Genomic DNA, 18750 nt, shown 5'->3' with positions numbered 1-18750 from the left:
TTCTCTTTCGGTCGTTTTCTAGGTCATGAACAGAACGCCGTTTATCCTTGGGTTCGTGCTGCTGATTGGCCTGATGGTCATCCGGATTCTGGATCCCTATCCGGTCAAGGCCGGACGCGATTTCTACTTTGACAGCCTGCAACAGATAAAACCCCGAGCCTATCAGGATGTCGGAGTGCGCATTGTCGACATCGACGAAGCTTCCCTGCGCGAGTTGGGACAGTGGCCATGGCCACGCGATATGCTTGCCGATCTGGTCACGCAACTTCAATCCTACGGCGCTGCGGTTGTGGTGTTTGACGTGCTGTTTGTGGAAAAAGATCGGTACTCACCGTCCAATCTGCTTGAGCGGAACGCGTTTTCGGGGCTGACCTTGCCAGACGGGGCCCGCGAGAACCTGCTGCAAATTGATTTTGACGCGGTGTTTGCCGAAACCTTTGCGCACATTCCTGTCGTGTTGGGCACGGCGCAGACCCCCGAAACCGGAAAGCCAACCGAAACCGCAGTGGCCGAGGTGATCGAATTCGGCGAAAATCTGATTGATGTGCTGCCGCGGATGGGCGCATCAACTTCGATCATTCCGGTTCTGAAAGACGCCGCAGCCGGCATCGGCAGCGTCAGTGTGGAAGGCTATGGGCAGACCAGCGTTATTCGCACCGTCCCCCTGATCTGGAACGGCTCACAAGGCCCGATGCCCAGCCTCGCTTTGGAAGCGTTGCGTGTGGCGCTTGGTGAAACCTCCTATATTCTGTGGGGAACCGAAGGAACATTGGGCAGTGTTTCGGCCGTAGGTGTGGGCGAAATTGACATTCCGACACTGTTTGACGGCCAGATCTGGGTGAAATTCCGGCCATATCAACCCGACTTATATGTTTCAGCACATCAGGTGCTGGATGAAACATATGACCCCGCTCTTGCCGAAAAACTGCAAAATACGATTGTTTTTGTCGGGTCATCGGCGGCGGGTCTTCTCGATATCCGCGCCACTGCCCTTCGGCAAAGTGTTCCGGGTGTTTCGATCCACGCGCAGATCGTCGAACAGATTCTGCTGGGCACATATCTGAAACGCACCGACTGGATTCAGGGCGTCGAAATCCTCACCCTGATCCTGCTTGGCCTGATCGTTCTCTATCGCATGACATTGTCGGGGCCCATCTGGTCGTTTGTGACCGGTTTTTTCAGCGCCTTTATTGTGGTGATCGCCAGTTGGGTCGCTTACGCGACGCAGGGCATTCTGTTTGACGCGACATTTCCTCTGGTTGGGGGGTTCTTGGCGTTTGCCACCGTTGCGGGGTACCAGTTCGTAATCACGGACTATGACAAACGCCAGATCAGGCTCAGTTTCTCAAAATATGTTGCACCAACCGTTTTGGAGCAGATCGAAAAAAGCCGATACCAGCTTGAACTGGGGGGCATCACCAAGCCGGTGACTGTGATGTTTTGCGATATCCGTGATTTTACAACACTTTCGGAAACGGTAGAGGCATCGGACCTTGTTGCGCTGCTGAACGGCCTGTTTGACAAACTCAGCTTTGAAATCCTCGATCAGGAAGGCACGATCGACAAGTTCATCGGCGATTCCGTGATGGCCTTCTGGAACGCACCGATTGAAACGCCGGATCACGCTGCGCGCGCGTGCCGGGCGGCCATCCAGATGCGAACCGCGATCAAGGACTTCAATCAAAGCAAACCCGGTTCACCCATCCGGATCGCAATCGGCATCAACTCGGGGAACGCTTGTGTCGGCAACATCGGATCCCGCAAACGCTTTGATTATTCGGTCATTGGCGATACCGTGAACGTCGCCTCTCGTGTCGAAACCACGTGCCGTCATGTGGGCTTTGATATCGTGGCCACGGCCCGGACGGTGCAAATGGCACCCGACATCGCATGCCTTTATTCCGGCATTGTCGATCTGAAGGGAAAAACCGATCTGACCCGGATTTTCATCATTCTGGGGGACAGCACCTTCGCCCAGAGTGACCATTTCAAAAAGCTGAAAACCGACCATGACCTATTGGTGAAAGCCATATCTTCGGGTCTGGATCAGGCCACAATCGCGGACCGCCTTGATATCTGCATGTCGCACGCCAGGAACGCAGGTGTTGATCTGGTCGAATTCTATCAAAAAATTCCCGGCAGGTATGATGATTTCAGGGCTATCGAACAGGTTGAACCGCTACAGGAACGCGCCTGAATACGGCTGAATCAGGTAGAGATGCCTGAAAAACAATCGCGTTTTTTGTTTCCAAACCCGTGACGAACAGTTTCCGGCAAAGGGGAGCTACCGAGGCGCCTCGACAGCCAAAATCTCATTTTTCTATTTATATACAGATACTTGAATGGAAATCAAATGCACCAGACGGTTTCTGAGAATTCACTTTCGTTGTATCCAGACCTGCTATCTTTCCAATAACAGTAGAAAAACTCTGCATTTTCTGCTTAAGATTGTCCCGGACCTCTTGATAGCGTTCAGTGGTCCGAAACCCGTGGGGGCGGGCGATATGAAACGGATGTATTGGGTATTTTGTGCATGTTTGCTGCCAGCACCTTATGGTGTTTCGGCGGCTTTGCAGGTGTTCACGAACAAAGCTGACTTTCTTGCTGCGGCCGGACCGGATGCCGTGACCGAAGATTTTTCGACTGCGCCCTTGGGTACGATCTTTTCCGGCGAAACACCAATGCTTGGCACCCTTCGGTTCTCGTATGAGGGCGGGCCCGATGACGGCAACGGCGACCCGTTTAACGGGCAACCGCTGGTCAAGAACAACGGTGACGTCAACGGAACGCGCGAGTTCATGGGCGAAGTCAACGCAGACGGAACGCCATCAGGCCTGCATTATTTCATGTTTCCCGAAGCTATGTTCGCGTTCGGCGGCGATTTCGACGGTGCCGTCACCGGTTCTTTCCTGACGGTGTCCGCCGCAGGGCAGACGGTAAATCTTTCGACTTACCTGCCGCGGCCCGGCACAGGTTTTTTCGGGTTCACATCGTCAATACCTTTTGAATCGATCACGTTCGGAAGCCAAAAGTCGACAGGAAGCGAAGTGTTTCGCCTAGATGATGTTGTATACGCGCCACCAGAGCCTGAGCCCGAGGTATCGCCAGTGCCTTTGCCTGCAAGTTTCTGGTTCTTGTTCGCAGGCGCGGGATTGTTCGCGTCCATGCGCAAGTTTCGTTTGCAAAAAAATCCTTCAAGCCAGACCTGACGCTTCCAAAGCGATGGGCTTTGTCATGTAACACCGGCTTTGCTGTCGGGTGCCGCCCCCTGCCCGTTTCAACCCAACCTGCTATGACAGTGCCGCCCCGGCGGTTGCACGGACGGCAAGCGCCGTATTGATGCGCATCAAAATGTCCGTTCGCGGTTTGGATTAAACTTGCCGCATCACGAGAGGAGGACATCATGTTCAAAACTGTTCTTGTAGCAACCGACGGCTCTGACACGGCCAACCGCGCGCTTGACGCTGCCATTGATCAGGCGGTCAGGCAGGATGCACGACTTTACATCGTGCATGTACGACTGCACGGGCGCCCCGTTGAAGAGTTGGAGCATATGGCGGAAATCGAGCATATCGTTCCTGAATATGAGGCGCAGGCATCGTCGGGAACCGTTCCCTTTGGCGCGGCGTTGCGCAACCATATGTCGGATGCCGGGCATGAAGCACGCATTGTCGGGGAACTTGGCGAACTGATCCTCAAGCGGGCGAAACAGCGCGCCTTGGAAGCAGGTGTAAAGAAGGTCGATACGCTTTCCGAAGGGGGCGATTATGCCGATAGCATTCTTGACGCGATCGACGAAACCGGCGCAGATCTTGTCGTCCTCGGGCGGCGCGGCCTTGGAAAAGTCAGGCAATTTCTTATTGGCAGTGTGTCAAACAAGGTTGCACAACATGCCGGTTCGGCGGTTTTACTGATCCAGTGATCCGACGCCGCCCCCGGCGTTGTGACAGCGCAGGTGGTGAAAGGCAATGAAGGACCAAAAGGCAGCGTCAGAACAGACAACATTCTTTCACCGCGTGTTCGTGGATTTGGCGTTGCAAATGCGCTGGTCGTTTCTGCCGCCCCTGATGGTCTATTTTGCCGCTGGCGTTTCCGGCCTGACCTCGGTTGTGGGCGCCTTTTTCCTAAAGGAATACCTTGATCTTTCCGCGACCTTTGTCGCGGGTTTGACGTTCTGGGCGGGATTGCCATGGGTTCTGAAATTGCCGATGGGTCACGTCGTTGACCTGTTCTGGCGCTGGAAAGCGGTATTGATCCTGCTTGGTGCCGCGCTGATTGCGGCGTCCTTGCTGATCATGTTCGGGCTGGTATCACGCCCGGACGAGATGCGCGCGGTCTTTCCGCTTGAGACATGGTTTGTGATCGCCCTTTTGCTGGCTCCGTCAGGATATGCGATTCAGGATGTTGTTGCCGATGCCATGACGGTTGAGGCCGTGCCTTCGACCGACGGCAGCGGGCAGGCACATACCAAAACGCATCTGCGCGCGATGCATACAACGATGCAAACACTGGGCCGGATTGCGATCATCTCGGGTTTTGTTTCGGTGGCGGCAGTCAATATCTGGATCTTTTCGGACACCGAAACCCTGTCACGCGAAGCGCGGCTGGCACTTTATTCCAAGGTCTATCTGATTGCACTTGCGATTCCGGTCATATCGGTCAGCGGGATGTTTCTGCATATGCTGGTGCAACACAGACAGGCCGCGCGCGGATTACCTCAGGCCGGCCCCGAAGGCGAAACCGAAGCCAACTGGCAGATCCTTGGTGGTGGCCTTGCCTTTGTCGTTCTTAGCGTTCTGCTGGGCACTTCGGATTTTGCCTATGCGCAGGAAGCCATCTTTGTGACGTCGATGTCTGTCATTCTTTATCTTATCAGGCAACTGACCAAGGAACTCGAACCAGATGCCGCACGTGTTCTGATCGGCACCGCCACAATCATCTTCGTGTTCCGCGCCGTGCCCCTGCCCGGGCCGGGGCTTACGTGGTTCGAGATCGATGAGTTGGGTTTTGACGAACAGTTCCTGTCGATCCTGTCGCTGATCACCTCGCTGCTGGCACTGCTGGGTCTGCTGGTTCTGCGACCGCTGATGGCGGACCGGTCGATCGCCTATATCATTGTGTTGCTCACGATTGCGGCGGGGGTTCTTTCGTTGCCGAATATTGGCCTGTATTACGGAGTGCATGAATGGACGGCAGCGCACACCGGCGGGGTCGTGGATGCCCGGTTTATTGCAATCCTTGATACCGCGATTGAATCGCCACTGGGGCAAATCGCGATGGTGCCGATGCTGGCATGGATCGCGCGAAATGCACCACCGGAATTGAAGGCCACATTCTTTGCGGTCATAGCCTCGTTCACCAACATGGCATTGTCTGCATCCAGCCTTGGTACCAAGTATCTGAACAAGGTTTTTGTCGTTACACGCGCCTCGGTTGATCCTGTTACCGGCGCGCAGATTTCTGTGGCGGACTATTCCCAGTTGGGTCATCTGCTGATCGTTGTAGGGGTGATCACCGTCGCCGTGCCGCTGCTTGTCGTGCTGGTGGTGCAATCATCTGCGTACCGCACGTCGGAATAGAGACCTTGCATTCATCGTCGGCACTGGCAGCATAAAACCGGGGTTTGCGCTGGCATTCCTGGGCTAGGCTGCTCAGAAACTGGGCAGTGAAAAACGGTAGGTCAGGCCCAGTTCCACGCTTGTCGCACGAAACCCGTTTGCACCGTTGGTCTGGCTGATCTGGCCGCGCAGGGCATAATCCTTGTTCAGCCCATAATAAAGTCCCGCACCGGCCCTCAAAAGCGCACCCTCGACATTGGCGCCGGCCTGCAATTCACCAAAGAACTGAATTCTGTTTGTGCTGGAATACTTGCTTTGCAAACCGATACCCGCCAGCACCTCACCATATCCCGGATAGCCCCGGTAGGCCTCATAGGAAATGCTTGCTCTGATCGGCACATAGAAATGATCGCTCAGTATCCGGTCGGTCTGGATTGCGATCAGGTTAAGGTTACTGCGCGACGCGCCATTGACCGACATGTCGAACTTTGTCTCGTGTGACACACTGAACCGGTATCCTGCATACGTGCCCTCAACCGGATAGCTGGCGTTTTCAATCTGGTCCTCGGCGCGGAAATGATAATTCAGCGTTGCACCAAAAGTAAGGTTTTCCGAGGTGCCATCAGGCGCCATCAGATATCCGGCAGTCAGGCCGATGCCCCAGTTTTTGTTCAGCATATATTCGGCAGTTGCCTTTGGATAAACCAGCAACCCCGACCCAGTGTCGATCAGGGAAGGCGCATAGCCGCCAGACCCGATCCCGATCTGCCCATAAAGGTTCACGCGCGGAGAGATTGCAATACGGGTGCCAACCCCGCCGACAACCTGATTGTACAACGGCAACCCGTCATAGCCTACGCCGAAAGCAAAATACCAATAGCTGTTCTTTGTCACGAAACGCGAAAACTGCAGATCGACCGCGTGAATTCTGCCCTTGTAAGACCCTTCGGGATCGATCTGCGAATAATTGTCCAGCCCCATCGACAGCATGTGTTCAGGCGCGCGACCGGCAGCCTCGCTGCTGCCGGATGGCCCCGACTGAACGAATGTTTCACCTGAACGCGCATAAGGTCCGGTTCTGTAAGAGAACGGCATTTGCAGGAAGAAATTGATCTGGGTGTCATCGATAGAAGATTCAAAAAACTTCATCCGCGAAATGTTTGCACCGGCCGAGAATGTTTTGAAGTCATAGCCAAGCCCCAGATACCCCCGTGTGAACCCACCTGTTCCGGAAAGCTGCACGCTTTGATCAACACTCTTGCCGCCGCCCCCGCCCCCGAAGGACAGACCACCATTTACAAACAGATTGCCGAAAATCTTGCGCTGGCCATGTACAAGAACATCAAAGGCCATGAAGCCGCCATATTCGCCCTTTGACACCGGCGCATAGCCTCCTACGCCCAGGTAAAGCCAGTCGTTGATCGGTTTGAGGACATGATATCCGATCAAATCAATCGCTTCGTTATCAGGCAGATCGATATCCTGATAGTTAAGAACAAACAGACCACCTTGCCGGGTAAGATCGGCTTCGGCAGGACGCGCCTTGACCGGTTCCTGGTAGGCCGTTGTGGCAGAAGGGGCGGTTTCTGCTGATGCGTGGCAAGGGATGACAATGCTTGCCACGAGGGCATTCAGCACAAGTGCATAAAAGGTGGAGTACTTCTTTGCGATCAAAGCGTGCTCTGTCTATCAAGAGATATGTTCTGTTTTGATAACATCTGCCCCCGCCGCGGTCAGTAACAGTTTTTCGGAAGGCAGGTATCACACAGTCCCCGCCTGCCTGAAAACGCGAATGGCGCACCGGACGATGCAAGGGTACGTGCCCTTGAACGCGCGCCAAGGCTGCCGCCATGAAGCGGCAAAAACATGTACGAATTGTGAACCCGTTTGAGTAAAATCAATCTTGCCCGCCAGAGCGAAAGTAGAATTTCTGCCATGGAATTGGTGACACGGATATTTGCCGATCGCGCGGACGCAGGGCGGCGATTGGCCGAACTCTTGTCAGATATGGAACTGGATCATCCAGTGATCTATGCGCTGCCGCGGGGCGGTGTGCCCGTGGCTGTCGAGATCGCGAAAAGCATGAATGCGCCGCTTGATTTGCTGTTAGTCCGCAAGATCGGCGCACCGCGTAATCCCGAAGTTGCTCTTGGCGCGCTGGTAGAGGGCGGCGACGAACAGATTGTGATCAACGAAGATGTCCAGCGTTTGTCCGGTGCGGATGAAGCATACATCGCGCGGGCCGCGGCCGACCAGAGGGCCGAGCTTGAGCGGCGCAAGGCGCGGTATCTGCAAGGCCGCACGCGCCCGAATCCCAATGGCCGGACTGTTGTCGTCGTCGATGACGGTCTGGCAACCGGCGCCACCATGAAAGCGGCACTGATCGGGTTGAAGCGCTCTGATCCGACGCGGGTCGTGGTGGCCTTGCCGGTCGCGCCCAAACAGGCATTGGAAGACATTGAGGATAAGGCAGACGACATCATTTGCATTTATCCCGTTACATCTTTTCAGGGTGTCGGCGGTTACTATCGGGATTTTCACCAGTTGTCAGACGATGAAACCGTCAGGCTGTTGAATTCGGTTGAAACAAGCTGAACAGGGCATTGACGCCGATCAATCAGGCATCCGCGCCGGGGACTATTATCAGAGCAAGACGCATCCAGCAAAGGAGACACAGATGGAAATCTCGGACGCAATGCATGTAAACGCCGATTGGGTCGATGCGGACACACCGATCAGCGAAATCGCGAAAATGATGGAAAAAGGCGATATCGGCGCCGTTCCCGTCGGCAAGGACGACAAGCTGATTGGCATGGTCACGGACCGCGATATTACCCTGCGGGTTGTGGCTGCCGGGCGCGATCCGAAAAAGACCACGGCGCAAGACGTGATGACCAAGGGCATTGTCTATTGCCGGACCAAAGAAACCGTCGAAGACGCAATCCACCTGATGGATCAAAGGAAATTGCGCCGCCTGCCCGTGCTGGACGACAACAAACGGCTGGTCGGGATGCTTAGCCTTGGCGATATAGCACATGCCGTAAGCCGCGATCTGTCAGGTGAATTGTTGCAGGCCGTATCTGATCATCACGCCTGACATGTCAGGATCATCGGCTTGCACGCCTGAAAACTGTTTTTGACTGACGGACCCACTCATCCGGACGCTGCTGGTGCACATTGTCTTACCATCCGGTTGAAGCGCCATTTGGGTGTTTTCAGACCAATTCGAACCAGTCTCAGTTCTCTTCGGAATACGTGAACTTACCCAGAGCAAAGCTGACGCCACTCGGAAAGAGCGGCGCATCGATTGAGTTTGAAAGTGTTGCGATCACCCGTTGAAACCGCCCCGCATAGCGGACGTTGCATCCAACGCAAAGCGAATGACCGGTCCGAGCCCAGAGTGGATTGCGCAAATTACTTGCTCTTTGGAAAACATCCTGTAACGACTGGCAAAGATGGAATGATGGATCACGCAGATGCCAGAGGTCGCTCGAACTGCCTACCAAATGATCTCGGGCATGACTCCAGTTTTGCAACCCGGCAATTTCGTCTTTGTCACAACACAGGATCCCGCATTGGTCACGACGCTGTTTCCGCATGCCATTGCTACGGTGAAGGAAGACGAGGGAATGTCGATGGTGATCCCTGTTGAATTAGCAAAAAAATCAAACCTGAATGCCGATCACCCAATGAGATGCATTACGCTCAATGTGTACTCTTCATTGGAAGGGATCGGGCTTACGGCGGCGGTCTCTGCTGCTCTGGGAGACAACGGCATTCCGTGCAACATGGTGGCTGCGTTCCATCACGATCACGTGTTTTTACCCGCTGAACTGTGTGATCAGGCAATGATGACCCTGATCGCTTTGCAGAATTCGGTGGCTGGGCATGTGTCTTCAAAAGACGGTTGAAGCGCGATCCGGATTCATCGCGGAACAGCGGCTCCGTCCGCAAAGCAGCTATTGGTACAACCGCGGCGCGCGCCGTTTGCGCGCCCGTTGCGCACAAGCCGGTGGTGTCAGACTAATTCGAACCAGTCTCAGGTTGCCGCCAAATGCCGGAACCTATGCGGAACAAAGCTGGCGCCACTCGGCAAGAGCGGCGCTTCGGTTGATCTTGAAATGGTCTCTGCTGTAGAGGGCGCGCTCCTGATTGAAATGGTTGTAAACGGTAGAATGAACAGCAGCGAATTTTTGCAGACATCGCATCTGTCGAAAGCGGAGCATTGCGCGTTCTCGGCGTCGAAACGGCAGATGAGAGTTCTCCGCCCTGTTGTTCAGCCAGCGCCCCGTTTCCTGCTTATCTACTGCGCCAATTTCTTTTAGTGCAGCACCGTATGATCGCAGCCTGTCGGTTACGATCACTTCGGGACTACCGTGCTTACGCATTGCTTTCTTTAAGAATTTCAGAGCAGCCTTCTTGTCGCGGGTCTTCGTGACGTAGCTTTCGAGAACTTCGCCTTCGTGATCGACGGCTCGCCAAAGGTAGTGCCGCTCGCCGTTGATCTTCACAAACATCTCGTCCAGATGCCAACGCCAGTTGCTTGATTTCATGCCGGCAATTCGGCGTTTTCGGATCTCGGAAGCAAACATCGGGCCGAACCGATGCCACCAATATCTCACCGCTTCGTGGCTCACGTCGATGCCGCGTTCATGCAGCAAGTCTTCCACATTTCGAAGGGACAGAGGAAAACGGACGTACATCATCACAGCCAAGCGGATGATCTCGGGGCTAGTTTTAAAGTAACGAAATGGATCAGGTTTGGTCATGTCCGGAAGGTACGAAACCGCCCTGCCCGGCTCAAGCTAATTTGCTCTGACAGTACCATGTCGGGTGTCCCTAGGTCTGCAACGGAACTTGACCGTCAGTTCCGCAATGCAGAGGTCAAGTTTTCGTCGTGTTTGAAGTTTGCTCGAGATAGGTCAGACATAATCAATGTGATGAAGATCAGTGCCGAGCCAACCCATCCGTTGGCGCTAGGGGTGCCTTTCTTTCTGCTCCGGTCTCTGGAGCATGCGGGGCTTTTCATTGACAGAATGCAGCGGTCAAGAGCGCCTATCCCGGATCAGCATCGCCCCCTGACGGGCAAACTCATCGACGAGAATATCTAGATCCGCGCGCGTGGTGCGGTGATTGTTGATTGCAGCGCGCAGGCAGTGACGACTTTGCACCGTCGTGTCCGAAACAGCCGCGACACCGGACTCCTGCATTCGCACCATGATTTCGGTGTTCAACATCTTAAGTGCCGCCTCGTCCAACCCACTTGGGTCATACCGAAAGCAGACGATGTTGATTTCTGTTGGAAAGCAAATGCTTAGATTGGTAGTCGCCTCGATCCGCTCTGTCAGATATCGAGCGTGGCCGAGATCCTGTTCAATAAGGCGACCGAACTTGGCGACCCCATGTTCCTCCAGCGCCATCCATACCTTAAGTGCTCGAAACCCGCGTGACGTCTGGAGGCCGAAGTCGTGCAACCAAGCCCCTGACGCAATGCCGCGTGGTGCATTTTCTAGATATTCCGGTGTAACCGTAAAGCTGCCGAAATGCGCGTCGGCATCCCGCACCAGAGCGCAGCCCACCTCGAAGGGCGCATGCAGCCACTTGTGCGGATCAAGGGCGATGGAGTCTGCCCGCGCGATCCCGCGTACGAGCGCCTTGCCTTTGGGCGCGATGGTCAGCAGCGCGCCAATGCAGCCGTCCACATGCAGCCACAGGCCCTCTTCGGCACAGAGGTCGGCGATGGCTTCCAGATCGTCGATGGCACCGGTATTGACCGTGCCAGCCGTCGCGATCACGCACGCGGGCTGGAACCCCGCCGCCCTGTCCGCGATGATCGCATCGCGCAGGGCCGCAATGTCCATCCGGCAAGCACCGTCGGAAGGCACGCGGCGCAACGCTTGGTTGCCCAGTCCCATCGCTTCCACCGCGATCTGGTGGCACGAATGGATCTGGTCAGAGCCGTAGAACCGCATCGGGGCCTTGAGCGCCCCCACGCCCAACTCGCGCATGTCGATGCCGGACATCTGGTTACGCGCCACGGTCAATCCAATGAGGTTTGCCATCGACCCGCCAGAAACGAGCGTACCACTCGCCGTCGCCGGGTAGCCCATCATCTCTTTCATCCAGTTGACGACCTGTTTGTCGATCTCGGCAGCGGCATGGTCACCACCCCCAAGGTTCGAGCCAAGGATTGCGGCGAGGAAATCACCCAATGCGCCAGTGAAATTGCTTGCCCCCATGTACCACATCCAGAAGCGCGGATGGATATTGCCCATCGGATAAGGCAACATGTTGGTGACAAGGTCCTGATAAACGTCCGCCAGTGGTCTGCCCTTTTGCGGCATAGCACAACGGAACCTGGCGCGGACCTCGGGCGGCATGTCCTGCCATAATGGGCGGTCGCGCAGGTCACGCGTATAGTCAACCGCATCCCCAACAATACGCAGGGCAAGACCCCTGAGCGTTTCCCAATCGGCAGGGTCGAGGGTTTCCTCTCGGGGGTTGTTCACTTCTTTCACAATTGTCCCCTTGGTCCAATTGCCCGAACTTAATGGCCGTCAGCCATGACTGTCAGGACGCTTTGGGATCGGGTCGCACGACGACGGTTGCCGCAATTGGCAAGAAGTCGTCGCCTGGCATTCCGACCCGCCGGGCGTGTTCGCGGATCGCGTCGCCGTCGACCGCTTCGTAGATACAGCAGGTGCCCAGTCGCCCGTCAGCTTCGTTGACGACATAGGACCGGATCCAGCGCACCTTGTCGGACATTTCCTCGTCGCCGATCTTGCCCGAGATTGCGGCGGTCTTTTCAAGTTCTGCGGTGTCGGCCCAGGCGCTGCTGCGCCGGATCATGTAAAGTTGCATCACGTTTCTCCTTCTTAGGGTGTGCTTGGATTGCAGATCAATTCATCGGATCCTGTGCCTCGATTGGGGCCATGACGTGCCACAGCGGCGTGTCGCCCCACATAATGTAGGGGCCACCCGCGTAGGGGTCATTCGACAGATTTGCCACCATTTCCTTGGTGGGAAACAACAGCATTAGGTGCGGGCCTTCCTCGATCCACATGCCGCCATCGTTCTGATCCGTGGCCATGGGATTATCGTTGTTGACCATCGCATCTCCAGCCAGCATGTAAGACACCCCGACAACGTCAGTGGAGAAATCTCCACCGGTCGATACGGCATCCATCCAAGCCATCCAAACGGCGTCGTTGCACATCGGGTGCGTGTCATCAGGGATCAGTGGAACGCCAGGAAAACAGACCCAGCCGTTTGTGCCTTCCTGTAACAGTGTCCCGTCGAGGTCCCGGAAAGTGGCTTGTTCGGAAATGTTGGTCGGCGCGGCTGTCATGGCCCGCGCAATTTTGTCTGCAGTCGTTTCTGCCTGTACGGCGGGTGCCATAACGGAGGCGACTGCGGCCAAGAGCGCGCTTTTCATGGAAAATTGGTTCATTCGAAACATGGTAAGTACTCCTTTTTGCGATACGATTGAAAAAGATGTCATTGCGCTGCCAACTGATAACCGGGCGTCGAACGCGATAGCGCATTCTCCTCATCTGTCATGTCCTCGGGGATCGCGTCGAACAGCGGTGTCGTGATGTAGCGTTCGCCCGTGTCGGGCAGCATGCACAGGATCACGGTGCCCGGCGCCGCCCGTTCAGCGATTTGCATGGCTACGGCGAAGGTTGATCCGCCAGAGATGCCGGTCAGGATACCTTCGCGCTGCGCAAGTTTCTGCGCCCATGCGACGCCGTCGGGACCGGCCACGGGGATCAATTCGTCATAAAGCTTGTCGTCCACCGCTTCTTGCAAGACATGAGGAATGAAGTCTGGAGTCCATCCCTGAATTGGGTGTGGCTCAAATGCCGGATGGCTTGCCGCTGGTGAGTTGTCGGAATTTCGCGCCTGCGCTTGGCCACTGCCCAAAAGCTGTGCATTGGCAGGTTCAGACAGAACGATTTTTGTCTCTGGCCGTTCGCAGCGCAGAACGCGCCCCACGCCCGTCAGGGTGCCGCCTGTACCATATCCGCTGACCCAATAGTCCAACCGCTGGCCGTCAAAATCGGCAATGATCTCGCGAGCGGTCGTGTTTTCGTGGATGCGGGCATTTGCCCCGGTTTCGAATTGGCGGGCGAGGAACCAGCCGTTCGCATCAGCAAGTTCGACAGCCTTGCGATACATGCCGAAGCCCTTCTCGCCGCGCGGGGTCAGCACGACCTTCGCACCCATCATCCGCATCAGCTTGCGGCGCTCAACCGAAAAGCTGTCGGCCATAGTCACCACCAGCGGATAGCCCTTTGCCGCGCAAACCATAGCCAACCCGATACCGGTATTTCCCGACGTTGCCTCGACCACAGTCTGGCCCGGTTTCAGGCTTCCGTCCTTCTCGGCCTCTTCAATGATACTCAGAGCCAGGCGGTCCTTGATTGATCCCGCCGGGTTAAAGGCCTCTGCCTTGACGTAGAGGTCGACCCAGTTTGGCGCGAGCGAATTTATGCGGATCACAGGTGTATCACCGATGGTTTCTAAGACTGACGCGTAGAGCCTGCCGCGCCCTTGCGTTGTCCGGTTGGTCATTGAATCCATTGTCTTCTCCGTTCTGCTTTTATCGATTGCGGTGATGCCGCCTGGCGCAATTCAGTTCATTTCGCGCTTCGACAGCTGCCGACCTGCGCAAGTGGATCATTTGATCCTGAGGCAATCTTTTTGGCCAAGCTTGACGGATATCTGAAGAATTCCTGTAGAAAGCGCCAATTTTGCTGTATGACTAGCCATGACTTGGACATTTGGAGATTTCAAAATTGATCCTGAGCGATTTGAGCTCAGCTTGTCAGGACAGCCGGTAGCGCTTGAACCGCAGGTGCTGTCGTTGGTGATCCACCTTGTCCGGCACCGCGATCGGCTGGTGACAAAGGACGAGATTGTTGCCGCTATTTGGCAAGGCCGGGCGGTCTCGGACGCAAGTATTTCCAGCCGTATCCGCTCGGCTCGTCAGGCCCTAGGTGACAGCGGTGAAAACCAGGCTGTGATCCGCACCGTGCATGGTCGTGGGTTCCGCTTCGTCGCCGATGTCATCGTCACGCGGCCCGCAACTGTGGCATCCGATGTCCCAGCCTCCCATACGCCGGTTCATCCGGGCGGGCGTCCCTCAATCGCGGTGCTGCCATTCAAGCCGCTCGGCATGTTACCGGAACTTGCTATCTTGGGCGATGCGATCCCGCACGAGATTATCGATGCGCTGTCGCGGCTGCGTTGGCTGGCGGTTATTGCTCGCGGGTCGTCCTTCCGCTTCCGGCAGGACAACGCGGATATGGATCTGGTGTCAACCGCGCTTACGGCACGCTATGTCCTGTCAGGCATCATCGAAAATGCGAACCAAAACGTTACAGTTACTCTGGAACTGACGGACACCAGCTCCCGCGAGATTGTCTGGGCCGACCGGCTGGTGGCGCCCGTCGATGAAATCGGCGACCTGAGGGCGCGTATCGTGGCGCATCTCGTTGCTGCGCTCGAGACGTACATTCCCTTGAACGAGGCGCGACTGGCGGGGCTGCGTGATCTTGAAAGCCTGGATGCCTGGGCCAGCTATCATGTGGGCCTCGGTCATCTCTACCGCTTCACAGCCGCCGATACGGCGCTTGCGCAGTCCTGTTTCGAACGGGCAGTCAAAGCGGATCCGCAATTTGCCCGCGCGCACGCCGGCCTGTCCTTCACCAGCTTTCTTGACGCTTTCTTGCGCCTGATCCCTGATACGTCGTCGGCGGCCCGCAACGCGCGGCTCCACGCGGAGCGTAGTTTGGAACTGGACGCCCTTGACCCGTTCGCGAACTTCACGATGGGCCGCTCCTTCTGGCTGACGGACGAGCCAGAAGTCGCTGCAGACTGGCTGTCGCGGGCAACGACGCTCAATCCCAACTATGCACAAGGCTTCTACGCCGCGGCGTTTACAGCGATGCTGACGGGCAATGCGCCAGTGACGTTCGCAGCTCTGGACACCTCGTTGGAACTAAGTCCGCTTGATCCACTGCTCTACGGCATCCACGGCGTCCGCGCGCAAATGCTGATACAGAAGGAAGACCATCAGGCCGCGGCTCATTGGGCCGACCGCGCGGCCACTACGCCCGGTGCGCACTACCTGATCGCCATGATCGCACTTTCTGCGAACAGCTTGGCTGGCCGTCATGACCAGGCGGCCCGATGGCGACAGAAGGTCCGCCAACTGAAACCCGACGCGACTGCCGAAGACTATTTTTCGGCCTTCCCGACGCGCGATACAGCATCACGTACGCGTGTCGCAGCCGAATTGAGCCGACAAGGTTTCTGAATGCCGCCATCATCCTGCGATCTACTTCCAAGTAATTGATATTACTGAAAACTATTGCCGCCCTCAGCCAAAGCGCAAGCCTTCCCAAGTCCGTTTCTGACCGCCATCGCGGTCGTTAGTGCACCACGCAGAATCAAGGCTGTTACTTCCCGCATTGTCCAATTCATGTGCAATCCTTAGTGAAGGTCTCCAAAGGGGAGCAAAGCTGCCCTGTGTGCACTTTTGGCGAATGGGCGCTATGTCCGCAACTCAGTCATAGCACCATTTTCCGCGAGCGTCTGATCTCGCGCGAAGCGGCCGTCCGAGGCTGAAACTTTGGTTTTTCTTGTCCGAACGGCTGCTCAAAGGCGGTTAGCTGTCATCTGAGAGAAACTCTCGAAGGACCGTTCCGAGCCCGAAGCCGCCGGATTGAAATCGTGTGCTTCGCCGGTGCAGCAAGCTGAGTTCCTTGATCGATCCGAGAGCTTCGCAGCAAAGTAATCACAGAAGCGGACGTTCGTCACTAACGCAGTGAAGATCCAAATGCCTACAATCGAGTTGCAGACTATGCATGAATGCCTCTGTGTCGCTTGGCTTTGCCAATATTGAGGGGGTGCCACCGGCATATCCGGGAAATCCCTGCTCTTGCGAAAGGTATTGTGAAAGCAGAGGCCCCAAGTTTCACGCTTGCAGGACCATAAGACGCACAGCTTCCGGCCCGATGGCTTCCAATGTGTGGGTGGAGCTTGCAGCCTGCGGAAGTCGGAAAATTTCTCCAGGTCCAAGAAGTGTCTCTTCGTTTTCTGGCGCCGATATACGCAATGAGCCGCTCAGAACCACGGCTAACTGATCTTGATCGGGTGTCTATTGCACACAATTGGCTGGTTTGTGCGCATGTAACCCATTGGATATTGGTTATGCCTTAGTTTCGTGCACTGTGAGTTCTCTCAGCAACTCAAACTTCACGCGGTTCGCACTAACCTGCCGATAGAAAGATATTAGATATGCGGTTGGCCCGTGAAGCCTGCTTAATCCCGTGGTTGCCGCAACCACCGTGCCAACGTCTGTGCGCCCATTCAACACGAGAACCCCCCCGATGGTGTTTTCAGACCAATTCGAACCAGTCTCAGTTCACTTCGGAATGCGTGAACTTACCCAGAGCAAAGCTGACGCCACTCGGTAAGAGCGGCGCATCGATTGAGTTTGAAATTGTTGCGTGAAAAAAGGTGTCGCTCCTGGTTGAAGTGGTTGTGGACGGAAGAATGAACTGCGGCGAATTTCTGTAGACATCGGGCCAAATCTGTTCCACCAGAACCGAACCGTTTCGTGGCTGATCTCGATCCCGCGCTCATGCAGGAGGTCTTCGACGTTGCGGAGTGAGAGCGGAAATCGAACGTACATCATGACCGCCAGGCGGATGATCTCAGGGCTGGTCTTGAAGTAGCGGAATGGGGAGCGTTTTGTCATCCCACGAAGCTACGGAACCACCCTGCCCGCCTCAAGCCAGTTTCTTCTGACAATGCCTCACGAACATCTCGTCAAGATGCCAGCGCCACTTGCTCGATTTCATCCCCTCAATCCGTCGCTTTCGGATCTCGGACGCAAACATCGGGCCGAACCGGTGCCACCAGTATCTCACCGCTTCGTGACTGACATCGACGCCGCGTTCATGGAGCAGATCTTCCACGTTGCGAAGGGACAGCGGGAAACGGACGTACAGCATTACCGCCAGGCGGATAATCTCACGGCTCGTTTTGAAGTACCGAAATGGATCAGGTTTGGTTATCCGACGAGGCTACAAAACCGCCCTGCCCGTCTCAAGCGATTTTGCTCTGACAATGCCTTCGACAGACAGGCGGCACAGCTGGATGGCGTTGAGTTGTTGGTCGGGGACCGCCGGCAATAATGCGGCAAGGCCAATATGTGGACAGCATGCCACGGACGTTCGGGGTGACGCGAGATATTTAGGGTATCGCGCCGACTGGGCGTTATCGGGCATTTGCCAATGCGAGCCGCGCTTAAGCCGCTGGCAGACGCCGCCGCTCCCACAGGAAGGCCATCATGGCGAGCAGTGAGCCCAAGGCTGCCAGTGCGCCGGCGGCGGACACTTCGGGGACGGCGGCCACCACATAGTTGACGCCACCAACGGCATCGAGATCAAAGCCAGTACAGCAGCCACCCGCGAGGCCTTCTCCATTGCCGTCTATCTTAATGAAACGGGCCTCCGAAAGAGAAGATCCGCTCAGATCATATGACCGAGCAAACGAAAAGTCGGTTCCCCAAGATTCATCCCCATTAAGATCTACGACAGCCGCCGCCTCACTAGCAGTTACATCGTAGTAATTTTCCCCATCCAGACTTACGAATACGCTAATCAAACTGAACTCAGCCCCGCCCCAATTCGCTTCATAAACATTGAAATCACCACCATCTCCATCGATGATCCTGTTGTCACCAAAGTCATATTCGACAATTTGGCCACCAATACCTACCATGCCAACAAAGTCTTGATTAACCACAGAATTTGGTTCCCCAGTGAATAAACTGTCAACAAACCCGGTGGTGTTATAATTCAGTGTATCTGTAAATAAAAGTGAATCGGGCGAAGTTGCTGTTTGAGCAACCGCCACCCCCGCGCCCAACCAGATACTTACCGCCAACGACGCGCTGAAAATTCCAAACTTCTTCAATGTTCTGACTCAATAATTCTGACTTACTCTAACACTTAAAACTATGGTCTTCCTAACCCTATTTGGAAAACCTAGCCAATCAAAGAGATATCCCGTGAATTCAGCATTGTAGCGGGCAGCTATATGTTTTTAGCGGCGGGTCACCCTAAAACTCGCGCCAATGCAGGCATTGATTTAATGAGTAGTAACTCCGGAGGCAGCA

General features: G+C 55.6%; 15 protein-coding genes and 2 pseudogenes. 8 read left to right on the top strand and 9 right to left on the bottom strand.

Annotated elements, in window-relative coordinates; all coding sequences use genetic code 11:
• Positions 1-25: 25 nt before the first annotated feature.
• The 4 genes from C1J05_RS06250 to C1J05_RS06235 all read left to right on the top strand — a co-directional run bounded on the left by C1J05_RS06250 (position 26) and on the right by C1J05_RS06235 (position 5579).
• Positions 26-2197: a CHASE2 domain-containing protein gene (locus C1J05_RS06250; RefSeq protein ID WP_114869494.1), complete on the top strand. Its 2172-nt coding sequence runs from the start codon at positions 26-28 to the stop codon at positions 2195-2197.
• A gap of 307 nt (positions 2198-2504) precedes the next feature.
• Positions 2505-3209 (top strand): hypothetical protein, encoded by a 705-nt coding sequence (locus C1J05_RS06245; RefSeq protein ID WP_205389117.1) that lies wholly within the window; start codon positions 2505-2507, stop codon positions 3207-3209.
• Between the two features lie 194 nt (positions 3210-3403).
• Positions 3404-3922 (top strand): universal stress protein, encoded by a 519-nt coding sequence (locus C1J05_RS06240; protein WP_114869492.1) that lies wholly within the window; start codon positions 3404-3406, stop codon positions 3920-3922.
• A 46-nt stretch (positions 3923-3968) separates the two neighbouring features.
• A complete protein-coding gene (locus C1J05_RS06235; RefSeq protein WP_114869491.1) occupies positions 3969-5579 on the top strand; it encodes a hypothetical protein in 1611 nt (536 codons plus the stop codon).
• Positions 5580-5651: 72 nt separating this feature from the next.
• Here the strand turns inward: C1J05_RS06235 and C1J05_RS06230 are convergent, their stop codons facing one another.
• Complete coding sequence (locus C1J05_RS06230; protein WP_114869490.1) at positions 5652-7232, bottom strand: hypothetical protein; 1581 nt, start codon at positions 7230-7232, stop codon at positions 5652-5654.
• Positions 7233-7493: 261 nt separating this feature from the next.
• Between C1J05_RS06230 and C1J05_RS06225 the strand changes: the two genes are divergently transcribed.
• From C1J05_RS06225 to C1J05_RS06215, 3 genes are all read left to right on the top strand, one after another.
• Entirely contained in the window at positions 7494-8153 is a 660-nt protein-coding gene (locus C1J05_RS06225) for a phosphoribosyltransferase (RefSeq protein WP_114869489.1), read from the top strand.
• An 82-nt stretch (positions 8154-8235) separates the two neighbouring features.
• Positions 8236-8655, top strand: a complete 420-nt coding sequence (locus C1J05_RS06220) for a CBS domain-containing protein (protein WP_114872156.1) — start codon at positions 8236-8238, stop codon at positions 8653-8655.
• Between the two features lie 379 nt (positions 8656-9034).
• Positions 9035-9469 (top strand): ACT domain-containing protein, encoded by a 435-nt coding sequence (locus tag C1J05_RS06215; RefSeq protein ID WP_114869488.1) that lies wholly within the window; start codon positions 9035-9037, stop codon positions 9467-9469.
• 153 nt (positions 9470-9622) lie between these two features.
• On the opposite strand, the gene C1J05_RS06210 is transcribed toward C1J05_RS06215, so the two are convergent.
• From C1J05_RS06210 to C1J05_RS06190, 5 genes are all read right to left on the bottom strand, one after another.
• Complete coding sequence (locus C1J05_RS06210) at positions 9623-10327, bottom strand: IS6 family transposase (protein WP_114869487.1); 705 nt, start codon at positions 10325-10327, stop codon at positions 9623-9625.
• 276 nt (positions 10328-10603) lie between these two features.
• A complete protein-coding gene (locus C1J05_RS06205; protein ID WP_254684717.1) occupies positions 10604-12076 on the bottom strand; it encodes a pyridoxal phosphate-dependent decarboxylase family protein in 1473 nt (490 codons plus the stop codon).
• Between the two features lie 52 nt (positions 12077-12128).
• Positions 12129-12419: a nickel-binding protein gene (locus C1J05_RS06200; protein ID WP_114869485.1), complete on the bottom strand. Its 291-nt coding sequence runs from the start codon at positions 12417-12419 to the stop codon at positions 12129-12131.
• A gap of 37 nt (positions 12420-12456) precedes the next feature.
• Entirely contained in the window at positions 12457-13017 is a 561-nt protein-coding gene (locus C1J05_RS06195; protein WP_114872155.1) for a hypothetical protein, read from the bottom strand.
• A 38-nt stretch (positions 13018-13055) separates the two neighbouring features.
• Complete coding sequence (locus C1J05_RS06190) at positions 13056-14141, bottom strand: PLP-dependent cysteine synthase family protein (RefSeq protein WP_114869484.1); 1086 nt, start codon at positions 14139-14141, stop codon at positions 13056-13058.
• Between the two features lie 187 nt (positions 14142-14328).
• Between C1J05_RS06190 and C1J05_RS06185 the strand changes: the two genes are divergently transcribed.
• Positions 14329-15879, top strand: coding sequence for a winged helix-turn-helix domain-containing tetratricopeptide repeat protein (locus C1J05_RS06185; RefSeq protein ID WP_114869483.1), 1551 nt, complete (start codon positions 14329-14331; stop codon positions 15877-15879).
• A 1272-nt stretch (positions 15880-17151) separates the two neighbouring features.
• Here C1J05_RS06185 and C1J05_RS21820 read toward each other — a convergent pair.
• The 3 genes and pseudogenes from C1J05_RS21820 to C1J05_RS06160 form a co-directional block, all read right to left on the bottom strand.
• Positions 17152-17325 (bottom strand): annotated as a pseudogene (locus C1J05_RS21820) (IS6 family transposase); the annotation flags it as partial.
• A gap of 55 nt (positions 17326-17380) precedes the next feature.
• Positions 17381-17644 (bottom strand): annotated as a pseudogene (locus C1J05_RS22240) (IS6 family transposase); the annotation flags it as partial.
• A gap of 232 nt (positions 17645-17876) precedes the next feature.
• Positions 17877-18548, bottom strand: coding sequence for a hypothetical protein (locus C1J05_RS06160; protein WP_162797939.1), 672 nt, complete (start codon positions 18546-18548; stop codon positions 17877-17879).
• Positions 18549-18750 lie beyond the last annotated feature (202 nt).

This window comes from Sulfitobacter sp. JL08, assembly GCF_003352045.1.
GTDB lineage: Bacteria > Pseudomonadota > Alphaproteobacteria > Rhodobacterales > Rhodobacteraceae > JL08.
Note: the sequence above shows the minus strand (reverse complement) of the source record. Positions and strands in the feature narration are given on the sequence as shown.

Excerpts from the sequence above, each read along its gene's own strand:
- C1J05_RS06235 (WP_114869491.1), top strand. The coding sequence starts at position 3,969 with ATGAAGGACCAAAAGGCAGCGTCAGAACAGACAACATTCTTTCACCGC.
- C1J05_RS06220 (WP_114872156.1), top strand. The coding sequence starts at position 8,236 with ATGGAAATCTCGGACGCAATGCATGTAAACGCCGATTGGGTCGATGCG.
- C1J05_RS06200 (WP_114869485.1), bottom strand. The coding sequence starts at position 12,419 with ATGCAACTTTACATGATCCGGCGCAGCAGCGCCTGGGCCGACACCGCA.
- C1J05_RS06190 (WP_114869484.1), bottom strand. The coding sequence starts at position 14,141 with ATGGATTCAATGACCAACCGGACAACGCAAGGGCGCGGCAGGCTCTAC.
- C1J05_RS06215 (WP_114869488.1), top strand. The coding sequence starts at position 9,035 with ATGCCAGAGGTCGCTCGAACTGCCTACCAAATGATCTCGGGCATGACT.
- C1J05_RS06185 (WP_114869483.1), top strand. The coding sequence starts at position 14,329 with ATGACTTGGACATTTGGAGATTTCAAAATTGATCCTGAGCGATTTGAG.
- C1J05_RS06250 (WP_114869494.1), top strand. The coding sequence starts at position 26 with ATGAACAGAACGCCGTTTATCCTTGGGTTCGTGCTGCTGATTGGCCTG.
- C1J05_RS06195 (WP_114872155.1), bottom strand. The coding sequence starts at position 13,017 with ATGTTTCGAATGAACCAATTTTCCATGAAAAGCGCGCTCTTGGCCGCA.
- C1J05_RS06245 (WP_205389117.1), top strand. The coding sequence starts at position 2,505 with ATGAAACGGATGTATTGGGTATTTTGTGCATGTTTGCTGCCAGCACCT.
- C1J05_RS06240 (WP_114869492.1), top strand. The coding sequence starts at position 3,404 with ATGTTCAAAACTGTTCTTGTAGCAACCGACGGCTCTGACACGGCCAAC.
- C1J05_RS06225 (WP_114869489.1), top strand. The coding sequence starts at position 7,494 with ATGGAATTGGTGACACGGATATTTGCCGATCGCGCGGACGCAGGGCGG.
- C1J05_RS06210 (WP_114869487.1), bottom strand. The coding sequence starts at position 10,327 with ATGACCAAACCTGATCCATTTCGTTACTTTAAAACTAGCCCCGAGATC.